The organism is Streptomyces sp. NPDC046887 (assembly GCF_040644755.1).
In the GTDB taxonomy this organism is placed as follows: domain Bacteria; phylum Actinomycetota; class Actinomycetes; order Streptomycetales; family Streptomycetaceae; genus Streptomyces; species Streptomyces lichenis.
On record NZ_JBEYXH010000004.1, the window covers coordinates 26,016 to 43,289 of the forward strand.

The 17,274-nt window shown below is 73.6% G+C and carries 10 protein-coding genes; 8 read left to right on the plus strand and 2 right to left on the minus strand.

Going from position 1 to position 17,274, the window contains the following annotated elements; genetic code table 11:
* Positions 1–96 precede the first annotated feature (96 nt).
* Complete coding sequence (locus tag ABZ945_RS06325; RefSeq protein ID WP_361264770.1) at positions 97–858, plus strand: peptidoglycan recognition protein; 762 nt, start codon at positions 97–99, stop codon at positions 856–858.
* 46 nt (positions 859–904) lie between these two features.
* Here the strand turns inward: ABZ945_RS06325 and ABZ945_RS06330 are convergent, their stop codons facing one another.
* Entirely contained in the window at positions 905–1,621 is a 717-nt protein-coding gene (locus ABZ945_RS06330) for a CAP domain-containing protein (RefSeq protein ID WP_361264773.1), read from the minus strand.
* 299 nt (positions 1,622–1,920) lie between these two features.
* On the opposite strand from ABZ945_RS06330, the gene ABZ945_RS06335 reads away from it, so the two are divergent.
* The 7 genes from ABZ945_RS06335 (at position 1,921) to ABZ945_RS06365 (ending at position 15,460) form a co-directional block, all read left to right on the plus strand.
* Positions 1,921–2,202: an acyl carrier protein gene (locus ABZ945_RS06335; RefSeq protein WP_361264775.1), complete on the plus strand. Its 282-nt coding sequence runs from the start codon at positions 1,921–1,923 to the stop codon at positions 2,200–2,202.
* A 779-nt stretch (positions 2,203–2,981) separates the two neighbouring features.
* Entirely contained in the window at positions 2,982–4,649 is a 1,668-nt protein-coding gene (locus ABZ945_RS06340) for an amino acid adenylation domain-containing protein (protein ID WP_361264779.1), read from the plus strand.
* Entirely contained in the window at positions 4,646–9,214 is a 4,569-nt protein-coding gene (locus tag ABZ945_RS06345; RefSeq protein ID WP_361264782.1) for a thioester reductase domain-containing protein, read from the plus strand. Before ABZ945_RS06340 ends, ABZ945_RS06345 begins: the two co-directional genes overlap by 4 nt.
* 138 nt (positions 9,215–9,352) lie before the next feature.
* Entirely contained in the window at positions 9,353–11,572 is a 2,220-nt protein-coding gene (locus tag ABZ945_RS06350; RefSeq protein WP_361264784.1) for an NADP-dependent isocitrate dehydrogenase, read from the plus strand.
* A gap of 244 nt (positions 11,573–11,816) precedes the next feature.
* Positions 11,817–12,737, plus strand: coding sequence for a DMT family transporter (locus tag ABZ945_RS06355; RefSeq protein WP_361264787.1), 921 nt, complete (start codon positions 11,817–11,819; stop codon positions 12,735–12,737).
* Positions 12,738–13,131: 394 nt separating this feature from the next.
* Positions 13,132–13,698, plus strand: coding sequence for a PadR family transcriptional regulator (locus ABZ945_RS06360; protein WP_361264790.1), 567 nt, complete (start codon positions 13,132–13,134; stop codon positions 13,696–13,698).
* 46 nt (positions 13,699–13,744) lie between these two features.
* On the plus strand, positions 13,745–15,460 hold the full coding sequence (locus ABZ945_RS06365; protein WP_361264793.1) for an acyl-CoA dehydrogenase family protein: 1,716 nt from the start codon (positions 13,745–13,747) through the stop codon (positions 15,458–15,460).
* Positions 15,461–15,558: 98 nt separating this feature from the next.
* On the opposite strand, the gene ABZ945_RS06370 is transcribed toward ABZ945_RS06365, so the two are convergent.
* Complete coding sequence (locus ABZ945_RS06370; RefSeq protein ID WP_361264796.1) at positions 15,559–17,070, minus strand: RICIN domain-containing protein; 1,512 nt, start codon at positions 17,068–17,070, stop codon at positions 15,559–15,561.
* Between the last annotated feature and the right edge of the window lie 204 nt (positions 17,071–17,274).

The following is a 17,274-nucleotide window of genomic DNA, read 5'->3' on the forward strand; positions in this document are numbered from 1 at the left end:
GACCCGGTCGCCCGATCGGCACGCTCCGGCGGGCGGCCCGCGACCGCCGCGGGCACGATGGCGGGGACGGAGCCGGCGGCCGACCAGGGGTGGAGCATGCAACTCACGCGCGGGCGCCGCCACCGGAGTACCGCCGCGCTCGCGGTGCTGGTGCTGCTCGCCGGCACCTCCACCCTGCTGAGGTCCGGCGGCAGCCGCCACACCACCGCGGCCCCTCCGGACCGCCCGGCCGCCGCCCGCCCGGTCCACCAGGGCCCCCGGCCCGCCATCGTGTCGCGTTCGGCCTGGCACGCGGAGGCCGTGGACACCGCCCCGGCCGCCCGGTACGCCCCGGCGGTGAAGGCCGCGGTCGTCCACCACACCTCCACCCCCAACGGCTACGACTGCGCCGAGGTGCCCGGGATGCTGCGCGGGCTGTACGAGGGCCATGCGCACGGCCGGGACTGGGACGACATCGGCTACAACTTCCTGGTCGACGCCTGCGGCACCATCTACGAGGGGCGCGCGGGCGGGGTCGACCGGCCGGTGGTGGGCGCCCACACCAAGGGGTTCAACGAGGGGACGGTCGGCATCGCGGCCGTCGGCGCCTTCGACCAGGGCGCGGAGGTGCCCCGCCCGATGCTGGACTCGATCGCCCGGCTGGTGGCGTGGAAACTGGGCCCCTACGGGCCGGACCCCCGGGGCAGTGTGGCGCTGGTGTCCACCAGCGACGAGTCACGCTTCCCCCAGGGCGCCGAGGCGCTGCTGCCGGTGGTCGGCGGGCACTCCGACGGCTACCCGACGCGCTGCCCGGGCGCCGCCCTGTACGCCCGGCTACCCGAGATCGGCGCCCAGGCCGCCCGCCTGCAGCGGCGCTGAACCGCCGTACGGCGCCCCGGACGGCCCGGACCACGGGCTGGCGCACTCACTCCCGTACCCCGAAGTCCTGCACCCACCAAGGCCCGTTGGCGCTCAGATCCACTCCCACACCGATGTCCCTGAACGCGCAGTTCAGCACGTTCTTGCGGTGCTCCGCGCTGCCCATCCAGTCCCGTACCGCGTGCGCGGGGTCGTCCGGCCCCCGGTGGATGTTCTCGCCCCAGCTGCGCCAGCGGTAGCCTGCCGCGTCCAGCCGGTCCCCCGCGTCCTTCCCCTCCGGGCTGCTGTGCGCGTAGTAGTCACGGCCGGCCATGTCGGCGGCATGGCCGTGCGCGGCCGCACGCAACCGGCGGTCCATCCGGACCGCGGGACAACCCGCCCGGCGGCGCTCGGTGTTGACCAGGGCGACGACCCGCCCGGCGTACTCCCCCGCGGTGCCCCCGGACAACGCGGCGGCCCGATCGGAGCGGGACGGCAGCGGACCGGGCGGCGGGGCGGGCGCGGGGGTGCCGGGGGTGCCGGGAGTGCCGGGAGTGCCGGGGGCGCTGATCCGGGTGACCGGCGCCGGCGGCACCGGGGTGCGGACGGCCGCCGGGCCACCGCCCGTACCGTCGGTGAGTACGGTGCCCACCGCCACGGCGGCCAGCGCGACGACTCCCGCGATCAGGGTGGGGACCCCCTGGTCGGTCCGGTTCTGCCGGGCAGCGCGGGGCGGACGCCGCCTGCCCCGCCGATTCCCCCGCCGGTTCCCTTTCGCTGCCATCGCTCGCGTACATCCCCTCGGTCTCGGGGAGTTGATCCCCTGGTCGCTCGGCAGGAAGGCTTCCGTGGCGGGAACGGCCGGAAACCGCCCACGCGGTGAAACGACCGCAAGAGGTGACCGGGAAGGCGGGAACGGCCTCCATCCCGGCCCCGGGGACACGGCGGCCCGCACCGAACACCTGTGCCGGACGGATCACCCATGGGGCAGGATGGGCGTGGCCCGCCGGGGTCCGGGTCGGTCGGCAAGACCCGTCCGGTGGGGGAGGGTTCAGGGCCGCAGGCAGCAGGAGGGACTTCCAGGTGGCATCCCCGTACGCGAACAGTGAGAGCACCACGCCCGTCGGACAGGGCGGCGATGTGCCGGAAATCGTCCTCTCGGCGGTGGCCGAGGTGACCGGAAACGGACCGCACCTGCTGTCCGAGAGCTTCTACGACTTCGGGGGCACCTCCCTGGACGCCATCCGCGTCTGTCTGCGGGTCAGCAGGGAGGTGGGGGTGGAGATCGCCCCCGAGACTCTGCTCGACAGCGAGGACCTGGCGGAGTTCGCGGCGCTGGTGACGGCCGCCCGGGACGCCCGGTGACCGGCACCGCCGGACCCGCCCGGCCCATGGCCGCCGCCGATCCGGCCCGGCCCTTGGCCGAGGCCGGTTCCGCCCGGGCCCTGGCCGAGGCCGGTTCCGCCAGGTCCACGACCGAAGCCGGTCTCCCGCGGACTCCGGCCGACGTGGGTTCCGTCCGGCGCTCGGCTGACGCTGGCTTCGCCCGGTCCATGGCTGAGGCTGGCTTCCCCGGGCCGTCGGTTGACACCGGTTCCGCCGGGTCCACGGCCGCCGCCGGCTTCCCGAGGGCCTTGGCCGAGGCCGGTTCCGCCCGGCCCTCCGCCGACACCGGCTCTCCCAGGCCCTCGGTTGACGCTGGTTCCGCCCGATCCCTGGCCAGCGCCGGTTACTCCATGGCCTTGGCCGAGGCCGGTTCCGCCCGGCCCTCCGCCCACACCGGCTCCCCCGGACCCTCGGTCGACGTCGGTTCCGCCGGGCCTCCGGCCGCCGACAACGGTCCAGCCCGGTCCTCGGCCGACACCCATTCCGCCCGGTCCTCGGTGGACACCCGTTCCGCCCGATCCTCGATGGACACCGGTTCCGTTCGGCTCTCGACCGACGCGGGTTCCGTCTGCTCCTCGGCCGACAGCGGTCCTGTCCGCCTTACGGCCGACGCTGGTTTCCACCGGCCCCCGGCCGCGGTCGGCCCCGTCCGGTCCACGGCCGAGGCCGTCGTCGGCTCCGGTGCCCCGGTCGCCGGGACCGTCTGCGCTCTTCTCCCGCTGTCCCTGCCGACTGCTCCCGGCGGGGCAGCCGGTGCCATGGGCGCGGCACACGCGCCGGGGAACGAGGGCGGCACGGCCGACGACCTCCAGGCTGACCGGCCGGTCACGACCATCCATGCGGCGGTGGCACGGCAGGCCGGGCTCCGACCGGGCGCCGTCGCGATCATCGCGGGGCCCGAGCGGTACTCCTACGCGGAGTTGGACGCGGCCGCCGAGGCCTGGGCCGCCGCGCTCGCGGCCCTGGGGGCAGGCCCCGGCTCCTTCGTACCGCTGCTGCTGCCCCGGTCCGCGGAGCTGGTCACGGCCGCCCTCGCGGTGCTGAAGACCGGCGCCGCCTATGCCGCGCTGGACCCCGGCTGGCCGGCCGAGCGGCTGACGTCCGTGATCGACACCCTGGCCCCGGCGGTCATGGTCGCCCCGGCGGGCGTTATGGAGCACCTGAACGGCGGGCCCGGCGTGGTGTGGTCGCCCCCGGCGCACGGTATCCGGGGCCCCGCGACCGGCAGCGGCGACGAGGTCGGCGGCCGACCGGGTGCCGAGCAGCCGGAGGGTGTTCCGGGCGGTCGCGAGGCCTACCCGGATGCCGCCACCGTCTACTTCACCTCGGGCACCACCGGCCGCCCCAAGGCGGTGGTCTCCGGACACCGTGCGGCCGTGAGCCTCTTCGGTGGCGGAAGCCCAGGGCCACTGGCCGGTGGCCGAGGTGCCCCGGAGCGCGGGCCCGTCATGCCGCTGGCCGCGCCGGTGTCCTGGGACGCGTGCACCCTGGAGATGTGGGGGCCGCTCCTCGCGGGCGGGACCTGCGTCCTTAACCAGGGCGGCTATCTGCTGCCGGGCACCCTGCGCGAACTGGTCGCGGTGCACGGCGTGGACACGGTGTGGCTGACCGCCTCGCTGTTCCACCTCTTCGTCGACGAGGACCCCGGCTGCTTCACGGGGCTGCGGCAGGTGCTGACGGGTGGGGAGACGCTCTCGGTGCCCCGGGTGCGCGCCTTCCTCGACCGCCACCCCACCATCGCCCTGACCAACGGCTACGGGCCGGTCGAGACCTGTGTGTTCACCACCGCCCGGCGGGTGCGGCGCGCCGACTGCGAGCTGCCGCACGGCATACCGGTCGGCACCGCCCTGCCCGGGCGGGCCGTGCATGTGCTGGACGGCTCCGGCCGGCCCGTCGCCCCGGGCGCCGAGGGCGAGGTCTGTGTCTCCGGCGAGGGGGTGGCGCTCGGCTATCTGGGCGATCCGGCGCTGACCGCCCGGATGTTCCCCACCGTCACCGTGGCGGGGGTCCCTACCCGCGTCTACCGGACCGGTGACCTGGGCTTCCTGGACGGTGCGGGCGTGCTGCACTTCACCGGCCGGGCGGACCGCCAGGTGAAGGTACGCGGTCACCGGGTCGAGCCCGCCGAGGTGGAGGCCGCGGCCCGCGCGCTACCCGGGGTGGCCGACTGCGCGGTGGTCCCGGTGCCCGGGGCGAACGGCGGCTTCGAACGGCTGGCCCTGTTCTACACCAGCGTCCCCGCCGACGCGGCGCCGGAACCCCGGAGCGTACGGCGGGCGCTGGCCGCGGTGCTGCCGCGCCATCTCGTCCCCGAGCTGGTGCGCCCTCGTACGGCGCTGCCGCTCACCGCCCACGGCAAACTGGACCGGTCGGCGCTGCTGGACTCGCTACGGCCGGTGCGCGGCACGGAGGAGCGGACAACATGACCGGCACCCCTCCCACCGTCCCCGACAGCCCCGGCCCCAGCCCTTCCGACTCCACGCTCGCCCCCATGTCGTACGAGCAGGAGTCGATCTGGCTCAACGACCAGTTCCAGCAGGGTGGGACCGGGCGCTATGTCGAATCCTGGACGCATCGGCTGTACGGGCGGCTGGACGAGTCCGCGGTACGGGCGGCACTCGACGGAGTGGTCGCCCGGCACGAACCGCTGCGCACCGCCCTGATCCTGGAAGACGGCCGCCCCGTCCAGCGGGTGGCCCCGCCCGCACCCGTCCCACTCACCGTACGGCCCATCTCTGCAGATGAGTTGGCGGACGCCGTCCGGGCGGCGGTCTCGGGCCCGCTGCCCGCCGACCGGCCCCCGCTGCTCCGGGCAACCCTGCTGCGCACGGCGCCGGATGACGCGGTACTCGCCGTGGCCCTGCACCACGCGGCGATCGACGGCTGGTCCCTGCGGCTGCTGGACGAGGAGTTCGGCGAGCTGTACACCGCGGCCGTGGAGGGCCGCCCGCACCGGCTCCCCGAGCTGCCGACGACCTTCACCGCCTACGCCCGGTCCCGCCGCCCCGAGCCCGGCCCGGGTGCCGGCGGAGGGTGGGACGGTACCGGCTCCGGCCCGGCTCTGGAGTACTGGCGCCGCACCCTGGCGGGCGCCCCCGCGGAGTCCGCGTTCCCGCTGGACCGGCCGCGCCCGGCCATACCCGACCACCGGGGCGGCCGGCTGGAGTTCGGCGTTCCGCCGGAGCTCGCCGAGGCGCTGCGGGCGGCCTGCCGTACCCTGCGTACCACCCCGTTCACGTTCTTCACCGCCGCGCTCACCGCACTGCTGGTACGGCTCGGCGGCCAGGACGATGTGGTGCTCGGCACCCCGGTCACCCGGCGGGACCGGCTGGAGCTGGAACCGCTCGTCGCCTGTCTGAGTGATGTGATGCCGCTGCGCGCCCGGCTCCGGCCCGGCCAGACCTTCCGCGAGCTGGTCAGGGAGAGCACGGCGACGGTACGCGGCGCCCTGGCGCACCGGCATGTTCCGCACAGCCGGCTGGTCGCCGAGCTGGCAGGCGAGCGCGTCCCGGGGCGGTTCCCGCTGTTCCAGGTGGTGTTCACGGTGGACGACGCCGACGCGCCGGGGCTGCGGTTGCCGGGCGTCACCGCCGAACGGCTCCATCCGCACAACGGCACCGCCAAGTTCGACGTCTTCCTGGAACTCGTCCCGCTCGGCCGGGACGGCGGCTACCGGGGGCTGCTGGAGTACGCGACCGGGGTGCTGGACGCCGCGACGGCCGCCCGGCTGGCCGAGCGCCTGCTGGTCCTGCTGGCCGACGCGGTACGGAACCCGGACACCCCCGTGGACGAGCTGCCCGTCCTGCCGGAGGCGGAACGCGCCCTGGTGGCGGGTGAGTTGCCGCAGGGCGGTGCGCTCGGCACCGTACCGCCCCCGCACGCCCACGAGCTGGTCGCGCGGGCGGCCCGCCGTCATCCGGCCACGCCCGCCGTACTGGACGGCGAGCGGACCCTGACCTATGCGGAACTCGATGCCGCGGCTGGCGCCCTGGCGCGGCGACTGACCGCCCTGGGGGCGACCGGTCGGCGGGTCGGGGTGCGGATCGGGCGGTCCGCCGAGGCGGTGGTGGCCCTGCTGGCGGTGGCCCGGGCGGGCGCGGCCAGTGTGCCGCTCGACCCGGCGCTGCCCGCCGTACGCCGCGCCCTGATCGTGCGGGACAGCGACATGGCGGCCCTGCTGACCACCCGTACCGCCCCGGGCGGGGAGGAGGAGGACGGGGCGCTGCCGGTGCTCTGGGTGGAGGACTTCCCCCATGGGTGCGCGAACCATGAGGGCGCGGCCGTCACGACGGCGGACGAGGACTTGGCGTACGTGGTCTACACCTCCGGTTCGACCGGTCGCCCCAAGGGGGTGGCGATGCCGCACCGGTCGCTGGCGGCCCTGCTCGACTGGCAGACACGGCACTCCACCGCGTCGGCCGGTTCGCGCACCCTGCAGTTCGCGCCGATCGGCTTCGACGTGGCGTTCCAGGAGGTGTTCGCCACCCTGGCGGTGGGCGGCACCCTGGTAGTGGCGGACGACGCCACTCGCGCCGACCCCGACCGGCTGCTCGACCTGGTCGAACGGCACGCGGTCGAACGGCTCTTCCTGCCGTATGTGGCGCTCCAGCAGCTCGCGGAGCACACCGTGTCCACCGGCCGGAGCGCCGCCGCCCTGCGCGAGGTCGTCACCGCCGGGGAGCAGCTGTATGTGACGCCCGCCATCCGGGCGTTCTTCACGCGGGCGTGCCCACAGGCGCGGCTGGAGAACCAGTACGGGCCGTCCGAGACCCATGTGGTCACCCGGCATCCGCTGACCGGAGCGCCGGACCACTGGCCCGACCGTCCGCCGATCGGCCGCCCGGTGCCGGGCAGCGCCGTCCATGTGCTGGACGACCGGATGCGGCCCTGCCCGATAGGGGTCGCCGGTCAGATCTGCGTCACCGGAGACGCGGTGGCCGCCGGGTATCTGTCGTCCGGAGGCGGAGACCCCGCCGGGGACGGAGAACGTCCCGGAGGCGGAGAACTCCTCGGAGGCGGAGGACTCCCCGGAGGCACCGCGGAGCGCTTCGTCCCCGACCCCTTCGCGGAGGAAACACCCGGCCACGGCCGCAGGCGGCTGCTCTACCGCACCGGTGACAAAGGCCGGTGGCTGGCCGACGGCACGCTCCACTTCCTGGGCCGGGACGACGACCAGGTCAAGATCCGCGGCTACCGGGTGGAGCCCGGCGAGGTGGAGGCCGCCCTCAAGACGGTGCCTGGGGTGACGGACGCCGTGGTGCACGCCGCCGACCAGCGGCTTCTGGGGTACTACACCGCGGCGGACGGCTCCGACCCCGGCGAGGACCCGATCCGTGAGGCACTGCGGGCGCGGCTGCCGCACTACCTGGTCCCCGCCGTGCTGGTGCGCGTGCCCCGGATGCCGCTGACCGCGACCGGCAAGACGGACCGGGCCGAGGTGCACCGGCGGTACGGGCCGGGGGCGGCTGGTCCCGCCACGGCCGCGGGCGGCGGCGGGGCGCCCGCCCTCCCCCCTACCGGCCCCGCGGGTGTGCTGGCGACGCTCTGGGCGGAGGTCCTGGGCAGCGACCGGATCGAACCCGACCAGACCTTCTTCGGGGCGGGCGGGGACTCGCTGCTCGCGGTGCGGCTGTCCGTCCGCCTCCGCGAGGAGCTGGGGGTGGACATCCGGCCCGCCGACATCCTCACCGCACCGACCCTGGGCTCACTGACCGCGCTCGCCGCCGTACGCGGCCAGGCCGCCGCCTCACCCCGGCGCGTACGGGGCGGCCGGCCGCCGCTGGGCAGTGCCCCGCAGCCGGCCCTCCCCCCGGAGGTCCTCCCGGAGGACATCCGCCCCGCACCGGCCGGTCCCAGCCACTGTGTCGAAGCCCCACTCCGCCATGTCCTGCTGACCGGTGCCACCGGCTTCCTGGGCGCGTTCCTCCTGCACGAACTGCTGGAACGCACCGGCGCCGTGGTGCACTGCCTGGTCCGCTCCCCCGGCGGAGGGCTGTCCGACCCCGGGTGCCACAAGCGGCTGCGGGCCGTGCTGGAGCGGTACGGGCTGTGGAACGAGGCCTCCGCCCATCGGGTGAGGGCGGTCCCGGGCGACCTCGCCCAGCCCCTGCTCGGTCTCGGCCGGGAGCGGTTCGAGGAGCTGGCGCGGACGGCGGACCTGGTGGTCCACGCGGGCGCCGAGGTGAATCTCACCTACGGCTACCGGCAGCTGCGGGCGGCCAATGTGGCCGGTACCGCCGAGGTGCTGCGGCTGGCCGCCGCGTACCGGACCGTCCCGATCCACCATGTGTCCACGGTGGGTGTCTTCCCGGCCGCCGGTCCGCCCACCGGGCCGGTGGCGCCCGACCACCCGCTGGGGGACGTCGGGCTGCTGCGCAACGGCTACGCGGAGAGCAAGTGGATGGCCGAGCGGCTGGTCCAGCAGGCGCGGGAGCGCGGTCTGCCGGTGTCGGTGCACCGGCCCGCGCGGATCAGCGGCTCCAGCGTGACGGGGGCCTGCCAGTCCTCGGACTTCCTGTGGCTGCTGCTGAAGGGCTGCGTGGAGGCCGGGGCGGCGCCGTCGGACTATGTGTCGGAGTTCGACCTCGTACCGGTGGACCATGTCGCCGGGGCGATCGCGGCACTCGCCACCGCCCCCGCGAGCCGGGGCACCGGTGGGACCTTCCATCTGGCGAGCGGGCGCCCCCGGCTGTTCACCGCCTGGGTGGAGGAGCTGCGGCGCCTCGGCTACCGCCTGCGGGACCTGCCGCTCGACGCGTGGCACCGCACCGTGGAGGGGCTGCCGGGGAACGCCGCGTACCCGCTGCTGGGCCTTCTTCCGCGTACCGCCGCGGACGGTCCGGGCGGTGGTTTCCCGCGGTTCGACCCGGACGCCGCACTGCGAGCGCTCCGAGGCACCCGGGTGGCCCCCGCCGAGGTCGACCGGGAGCTGTTCGAGCGATACGTCCGCTTCTTCGTGCGGGAGGGGTTCCTGCCCGCGCCGCGCGCGTAGGAGGGCACGTCCGGCGGGCGTCCCGGAAGGGGCCCGGCCGAGGCGCCCGGGAAAGGCTTCCGGGCCCCTTTCGAGATGGCCGCCCGTTCGAGATATCTTGATGTCGAGCAATGTTGCAGACGTGGAGCGGAGCACCCGGTGACTGACTCGACCATCATCTACACGCACACTGACGAGGCCCCGGCCCTCGCCACGCACTCGTTCCTGCCGGTCGTCCAGGCGTACGCCTCGACCGCGGGGGTGGGCGTGGAGACCCGGGACATCTCGCTCGCGGGCCGGATCATCGCCAGCTTCCCCGAGTACCTCAAGGAGGAGCAGCGCATTCCGGACGCGCTCGCCGAGCTGGGTGAGCTGGCCAAGACCCCGCAGGCCAACATCATCAAGCTGCCGAACATCTCGGCGTCCATCCCCCAGCTGAAGACGGCCGTCGCCGAGCTGCAGGAGCGGGGCTACGCGCTGCCGGCCTACCCGGACGACCCGAAGACCGACGAGGAGCGGGAGATCCGCGCCCGGTACGACAAGGTCAAGGGCAGCGCCGTCAACCCGGTGCTGCGCGAGGGCAACTCCGACCGCCGCGCCCCGGCCTCGGTGAAGAACTACGCCAAGAACCACCCGCACCGCATGGGCGCCTGGTCGGCCGACTCCAAGACCGATGTCGCGCACATGACGGAGAACGACTTCCGCTCCACCGAGAAGTCCGCCACCGTCGCCCAGGACGGCGCCCTGCGCATCGAGCTGGTCGGCGACGACGGCACCACCACCGTGCTGCGCGAGTCGGTACCGGTGCTGGCCGGCGAGGTCGTGGACGCCTCGGTGCTGCGGGTCGCCGCGCTGCGCGAGTTCCTCACCGCCCAGATCGCCCGTGCCAAGGCCGAGGACGTGCTGTTCTCGGTGCACCTCAAGGCGACGATGATGAAGGTCTCCGACCCGATCGTCTTCGGCCATGTGGTCCGCGCCTTCTTCCCCAAGACCTTCGCCCGCTTCGCGGAGGACCTGGCGAACGCCGGTCTCACCCCGAACGACGGCCTCGGCGGCATCTACAAGGGCCTGGAGTCGCTGGCCAACGGCGACGAGATCAAGGCCTCCTTCGACGCCGAGCTGGCCGAGGGCCCGGCCCTGGCGATGGTCGACTCCGACCGCGGCATCACCAACCTGCACGTGCCCAGCGATGTCATCGTGGACGCCTCCATGCCCGCGATGATCCGCACCTCCGGCCACATGTGGGGTCCGGACGGCCAGGAGGCCGACACCCTCGCCGTCATCCCCGACAGCAGCTACGCGGGCGTCTACCAGGTCGTCATCGACGACTGCAAGGCGAACGGCGCCTTCGACCCGTCCACCATGGGCTCGGTGCCGAACGTCGGTCTGATGGCGCAGAAGGCCGAGGAGTACGGCAGCCACGACAAGACCTTCGAGATCCCGGTCACCGGCACCGTGCGCGTCGTGGACGCGAACGGCGAGGCCGTGCTGGAGCAGGTCGTCGGCGCCGGCGACATCTTCCGGATGTGCCAGACCAAGGACGCCCCGATCAAGGACTGGGTGAAGCTCGCCGTCACCCGCGCCCGCGCCACCGGCGACCCGGCCGTCTTCTGGCTGGACGAGGAGCGCGCCCACGACGCGCAGCTCATCGCCAAGGTGAAGCAGTACCTGCCGGAGCACGACACCGAGGGCCTGACCATCGAGATCAAGTCGCCCGTCGAGGCGACCCGCTTCTCCCTGGAGCGCATCCGCCGCGGCGAGAACACCATCTCGGTCACCGGCAACGTGCTGCGCGACTACCTCACCGACCTGTTCCCGATCCTGGAGCTGGGCACCAGCGCCAAGATGCTGTCGGTGGTCCCGCTGATGAACGGCGGCGGCCTGTTCGAGACCGGCGCGGGCGGCTCCGCCCCGAAGCACGTTCAGCAGCTGGTCAAGGAGAACTACCTGCGCTGGGACAGCCTGGGCGAGTTCCTGGCCCTCGCGGTCAGCTTCGAGCACCTGGCGCAGACCACGGGCAACGCCCGCGCGCAGGTGCTGGCCGACACCCTGGACCGGGCCACCGCGACCTTCCTCAACGAGGACAAGTCGCCGAGCCGCCGCCTGGGCGGTATCGACAACCGCGGCAGCCACTTCTACCTGGCCCTGTACTGGGCCCAGGAGCTGGCCAAGCAGACCGACGACGCCGAGCTCGCCAAGCCGTTCGAGGCCCTGGCCAAGACGCTGACCGAGCAGGAGCAGACCATCGTCGACGAGCTGATCGCGGTCCAGGGCTCGCCCGCCGAGATCGGCGGGTACTACCAGCCCGACCCGGCCAAGGCCGCCGCCGTGATGCGCCCCTCCAAGGCCCTCAACCAGGCCCTCGCCACCCTCGGCTGACGCCACCAGGCAGTCCCCTGGGCAGACCCGACGCTGAGTCGACAGCCCCACCACCGCCCCGGTCGGACCCCCGACCGGGGCGGTGCCGCGTCGTACCGCGTTCCCCGCGCGGCGGAGGCCGGATCGCGGGCGCCTCGGGTGCGGGCCACCATGGCACGGAGGACGGCGCCCCCGGGTGATCGCGGGGCCTGCCTCTCGCCCGGGCCGCCCCCGCGGCGACCGCCGAGCGCCGGAGGTCAGCACCGTGCACACCCTGCTCCCGGTGGTCCTCGCCCTGTGCACCGCGTTCGCCAACGCCCTCGCCACCGTGCTCCAGCGGATGGCGGCGCTGAGCGTGCCCAGCACCCAGGGGCTGCGTCTCGGGCTGCTGCGGGACCTGGCCCACCGCCCGGTCTGGCTCGGCGGCATGGTGGCGGTGATCGTGTCGGCGGTCTGCCAGGCCGCTGCCCTGGCCACCGGTCCGCTGACCATCGTGCAACCGCTCTTCGTCCTGGAACTCCCCTTCGCCCTGGTCATCGCCTCGCTGATCAGCCGCAGCGCGCTGCCCCGGCCCGCCTGGGCCGCTGTCGCCGCCGTGGTGGCCGGGCTCGGTATGGGCCTGGCCGCCGCCGACCCCACCGGCAACCGCACCCATGTCCCACTGGACCGCTGGGTGATCACCCTCCCGGTGTGCGCCGGGGTGGTGGCCCTGCTGATCTCGGTCGGACTGCGGCGACCGCACGGCCGGACCAGGGCGGCCTGCCTGGGCCTCGCCACCGCCATCAGCTACGCGCTGACGGCCGCGCTGATGAAGCAGTCCATGCACACCCTGGACCTGGAGGGGCTCGGGGCCTTTCTGACCGCCTGGCAGACCTACGGGTTCGCGATCGCCGGCACGGCGGCGCTGTTCCTGCTGGGGCACGCCCTGCAGTCCGGCCCGCTGGTCGCCTCCCAGCCGGCGATCACCCTCGGGGACGCACTGGTCAGCCTCACCCTCGGGGTGGTCCTCTACGAGGAGCACATCCGCACCGGCTGGTGGCTGGTGCCCGAGCTGATCGGGCTCGCCCTGATCGCGACGGGGGCGGTGGCCCTGGCCCGCCTGCCCCTCACCGCCTCACTCGTCGCGCCCCCCGCACCACCCTCCCCACCCGAGGACCGGCCCCGCCCATCCGAAAGCCATCCTTGAGCCACCCCTGAGCCGGGCCTCGGGCCGAGAGGCCGAGCGGCCTCTCCGGTCGCTCGGCGTGCGGGCTCGTCGGCGGGGCATACGGCGCTCACGACCGCCGGCGCGGCGACCGGTTTCGTCGCCTATGCCACCTCGGGTGCCGTGCGCGTGGTGGCCGCGGGGGCGGTCGGTCTGCTCGCCATCGCCGTCTGGGCGTACTTCGACCACCGTACGGAGGTCCGGTCGGCGTCCTGACGGACCATGGGCCCGGCTCCTCTCAGTTGTCCGGGGCTCCCTGACCGGGAAGCAGTCGGCCGAGGCACTTGGCGGGGAAGTCGTGCATACCGGGTGAGCCGCGTCTCATCAGGGAGAGGAAGCGTTGCTATGCAACCAGTTGCATAGCAGGATGAAGGCCATGGCGCTCGAACACGCGATTCTGGTGTCCCTGCTGGAGAAGCCGGGGTCCGGGTATGAGCTGGCCCGGCGGTTCGAGCGGTCCATCGGCTATTTCTGGACCGCCACCCACCAGCAGATCTACCGCGTCCTCAAGCGGATGGAGACCGACGGCTGGGTGGCCGCCCGGGAGGTGCCCCAGCAGGGGCGGCCGGACAAGAAGGAGTACTCCGTCGCCGACCTCGGTCAGGCGGCGCTCAGCTCCTGGCTGCATGAGCCGATCGAACCCGAGAGTGTCCGGCACGACCTGGCCGTGAAGATCCGGGGCGCCGCCTTCGACGACCCGGCCGCCCTCGTCCGCGAGGTCGAGCGGCACCGGCAGGTGCACACCGACCGGCTCGCCCACTACCTGGCCGGGGAGGAACGGGATTTCCCCGGGGAGTACAGAGCAGGGGCAGGAGTGGAGCCGGACGCGGAGCGGGAGTTGCAGCATGTCGTGCTGCGGGGCGGCATCGCGTACGAGCGGATGATGATCGCCTGGCTCGATGACGTCCTGACCACTCTGCGCCGGTTCGGACCCGGGCGCTGAGTCCTCAAACCAACCGACAACCCTCAAGCCCGCAAGGCGGTACCCCATGGCCGACGAGCTGCTGTTCAACCCGCGCACCTACGACCCCGCGCACTTCGATCCGGAGACCCGCAGGCTGCTGCGCGCCACCGTCGACTGGTTCGAGAACCGGGGCAAGCGCCGGATCATCGAGGACTACCGCACCCGCGCGTGGCTGGGCGACTTCCTCGCCTTCGCCGCCGAGGAGAAGCTCTTCGCCACCTTCCTCACCCCGGCGGGCGAGGGCGCCGGTGACCAGCGGTGGGACACCGCCCGGATCGCCGCCCTCAACGAGATACTCGGCTTCTACGGTCTCGACTACTGGTACGCCTGGCAGGTCACCATCCTCGGCCTGGGCCCGGTCTGGCAGAGCGGAAACGATGCCGCCCGCGCCCGGGCCGCTCAACTGCTCGCCGAGGGCGAGGTGTTCGCCTTCGGGCTCTCGGAGAAGTCGCACGGCGCCGACATCTACTCCACGGACATGCTCCTGGAGCCCGACGGCGAGGGCGGCTTCCGCGCCACCGGCTCCAAGTACTACATCGGCAACGGCAACGCGGCCGGGCTGGTCTCCGTGTTCGGCCGCCGGACCGATGTCGAGGGCCCCGACGGGTACGTCTTCTTCGCCGCCGACAGCCGCCACTCCTCGTACCAGCTGGTCAAGAACGTCGTGGACTCGTCGAAGTTCGTCAGCGAGTTCCGACTGGAGGGCTACCCGGTCGCCCCCGAGGACGTCCTGCACACCGGTCGCGCCGCCTTCGACGCAGCCCTCAACACCGTCAACGTGGGCAAGTTCAACCTGTGCACCGCCTCGATCGGCATCTGCGAGCACGCGATGTACGAGGCCGTCACCCATGCCGCCAACCGCGTCCTGTACGGGCGCCCGGTGACCGCCTTCCCGCATGTACGGCGGGAACTGGCCGACGCGTACGTCCGGTTGGTCGGGATGAAGCTGTTCAGCGACCGCGCCGTCGACTACTTCCGCACCGCCGGCCCCGACGACCGCCGCTACCTCCTCTTCAATCCCATGACGAAGATGAAGGTGACCACCGAGGGCGAGAAGGTCATCGACCTGATGTGGGACGTCATCGCCGCCAAGGGCTTCGAGAAGGACAACTACTTCGCCCAGGCGGCCGTCGAGATCCGCGGTCTGCCCAAGCTGGAGGGCACGGTCCACGTCAACCTGGCGCTGATCCTGAAGTTCATGCGCAACCATCTGCTGGAGCCGGTCGACTACCCCGCCGTCCCCACCCGGCTGGACGCGGCCGATGACGCGTTCCTCTTCCGGCAGGGCCCGGCCCGCGGCCTCGGCTCGGTCCGCTTCCATGACTGGCGGCCGGCCTTCGACGCGTACGACCGGCTGCACAATGTCGCTCGGTTCCGCGAACAGGCGGACGCGCTGTGCGAGTTCGTCCGCACCGCCGCCCCCGACGAGGCGCAGAGCCGGGACCTCGACCTGCTGCTGGCCGTCGGCCAGCTCTTCGCGCTCGTCGTCCACGCCCAGCTGGTCCTGGAGCAGGCGGCCCTGACCGGACTGGACGAGGACGTCCTGGACGAGCTCTTCGCCGTCCTGGTACGGGACTTCTCCGCACACGCCGTGGAGCTCCACGGCAAGGACTCCGCCACCGAGGACCAGCAGTCCTGGGCGCTCGGCGCGGTCCGCCGCCCCGTCGTGGACGAGGCCCGCTCCGCCCGCGTCTGGACCCGGGTGGAGGCTCTTTCCGGCGCCTACGAGATGCGTCCCTGAGGGGTTGGAAAACGGCACTCGCCGCCGTCGGGGGTGCGACGGCGGCGAGGCGGTGTTCGGTTGATCGCCCTCGGAGGGTCAGGGGACCCTCGGCGGGGTCAGGAGAACGACCAGAGGTGGTCGTCGCGCAGGTTGCAGTCGAAGATGGTCAGCCGGGAGTCCCGGCCGCCGCTGCCGTCGTAGCCGGAGACGTCCAGGCAGCGGCCCTCGCTGGAGTAGTTGCGGATCCAGAACTTGCCGTCGGACTTCTTCTCCAGGTACCAGAGCTGGTTGTCGGCCGAGCCGGGGCGGCAGTGGAACTGCGAGACGTTCGTACCGGCCGGCTTGCCGCCGAAGTCGGGCAGGTCCAGGCAGAGGCCGTCCTTGCCGTTGCGGATGGTGAACAGGTCCGCCCCGTTGGGGCCGGCGCCGGGCGCGGCCACGGTGAAGTCCCACAGCTGGTTGTCGGCACCGGTGGGGTTGCAGTCGAACTGGTTGACCGGGCCGTCGACCGCGCCCTTGTCGTAGCCGGGGACGTCGGCGCACATGCCCGTCATCGCGTTCTTCAGCTGGACGTTGCCGACGGAGGCGAAGTTCGCGCTCTGGGGCAGGGCGCCGCCCTGACGGGTCGCCGGTGCCTCCTTGGGCGCCTCCTCCTTCTTCGGCTCTTCCTTCTTGGGCTCCTCCGGCTTGGGCTCCTCCGGCTTCGGCTCCTCCTTCTTGGGGGCGTCTTCCTTGGGGGCTTCTTTCTGGGGCTCTTCCTTCTTGGGCGCCTCTTCCTTGGGCGCCTCCTCGGGCTGGGGGGCCTCCGTCTTCGGGGCCTTCCTGGGCTCGGCCTTCTTGGGCGTCTCGTTCTCGGGCTCGGCCTTCTCGGGCTCGGTCTGCTTCGGGGCCTTCCGCTCGGCTGCCGGCTCGGCCTTGTCCTGGGGGTCGGCCTTCGGGGCGGGCTCGGAGTCCTTCACCTCGGTCACCGGTGCGGGGGCCTTACGGGGGCTCTTCGCCGGCTCCTCGTCACGGGCCTCCGGCTCGGTGGCGGGCTTGGAGGCCGGCTTGGCCGGGGTGTCGGCGGTCCGCTCGGGCTGGGTCTCGGGGCCGGCCGGCCGGTCGCGGTCGTTCGCCGGGTCCGTGGCGGGCTTCTTGGGCGACTCGGTCTCGGGCCGGGCCACGACCGAGGGGCGCTCCTCGGTGCCGGGCTTGCGGACCTGCTGCGTACCGTCGTCGGCCACTCCGGGGAGCGAGGGCTTCAGAGAGGGCTTCAGGGAGGGCTTGGAGGACGGCTGGGCGGCGGTGTAGTCGTCCCCGGGCTGGTCGGCGGCGGCAGCCGGGTCCTCTCCCAGGACGGTGTCGCCGACGGGCGGCGCCTGCTTCGCCTCGCCGCCGCCGTCGCCGTTGTCGTCCTGCGGCTCCAGGGTCTCCACCACGGCACCGCCGACCGGCACCTGCTGGATGGACGCCTCGTTGCGCTCGTCGTCGTTGCCGACGCCCAGCAGCAGGAACGGCGCTCCGATGAGCACGGTGCCGGCGATGGCGGCCGCCGCGAGCAGCGGCTTGTTGGGGCGTCCGTTGGGCGGCTCGTCGCCGCCGGCGGCTGCCGCGGCCGCCCCGGTACGGGAGGTGGACGGTTCCACCACCGAGGCGGCGCCCCAGGCTGAGGCGGCACGCGCCCCGGCGCCCCGTGAACGCGTCCGGGGACGGGCCCCGGCGCGGCCCTCGGGGCGCGAGCGGGTGGCGCTCGCCGTGCCGGTGCGTGTCGCGGCAGCGGTTTCGGCGACCGGTGCCGTGGGGGCGGGGGCCGCGAGCTGCTGGGCTGTGGCGGTTCCGCTCGCCGCGGCGGC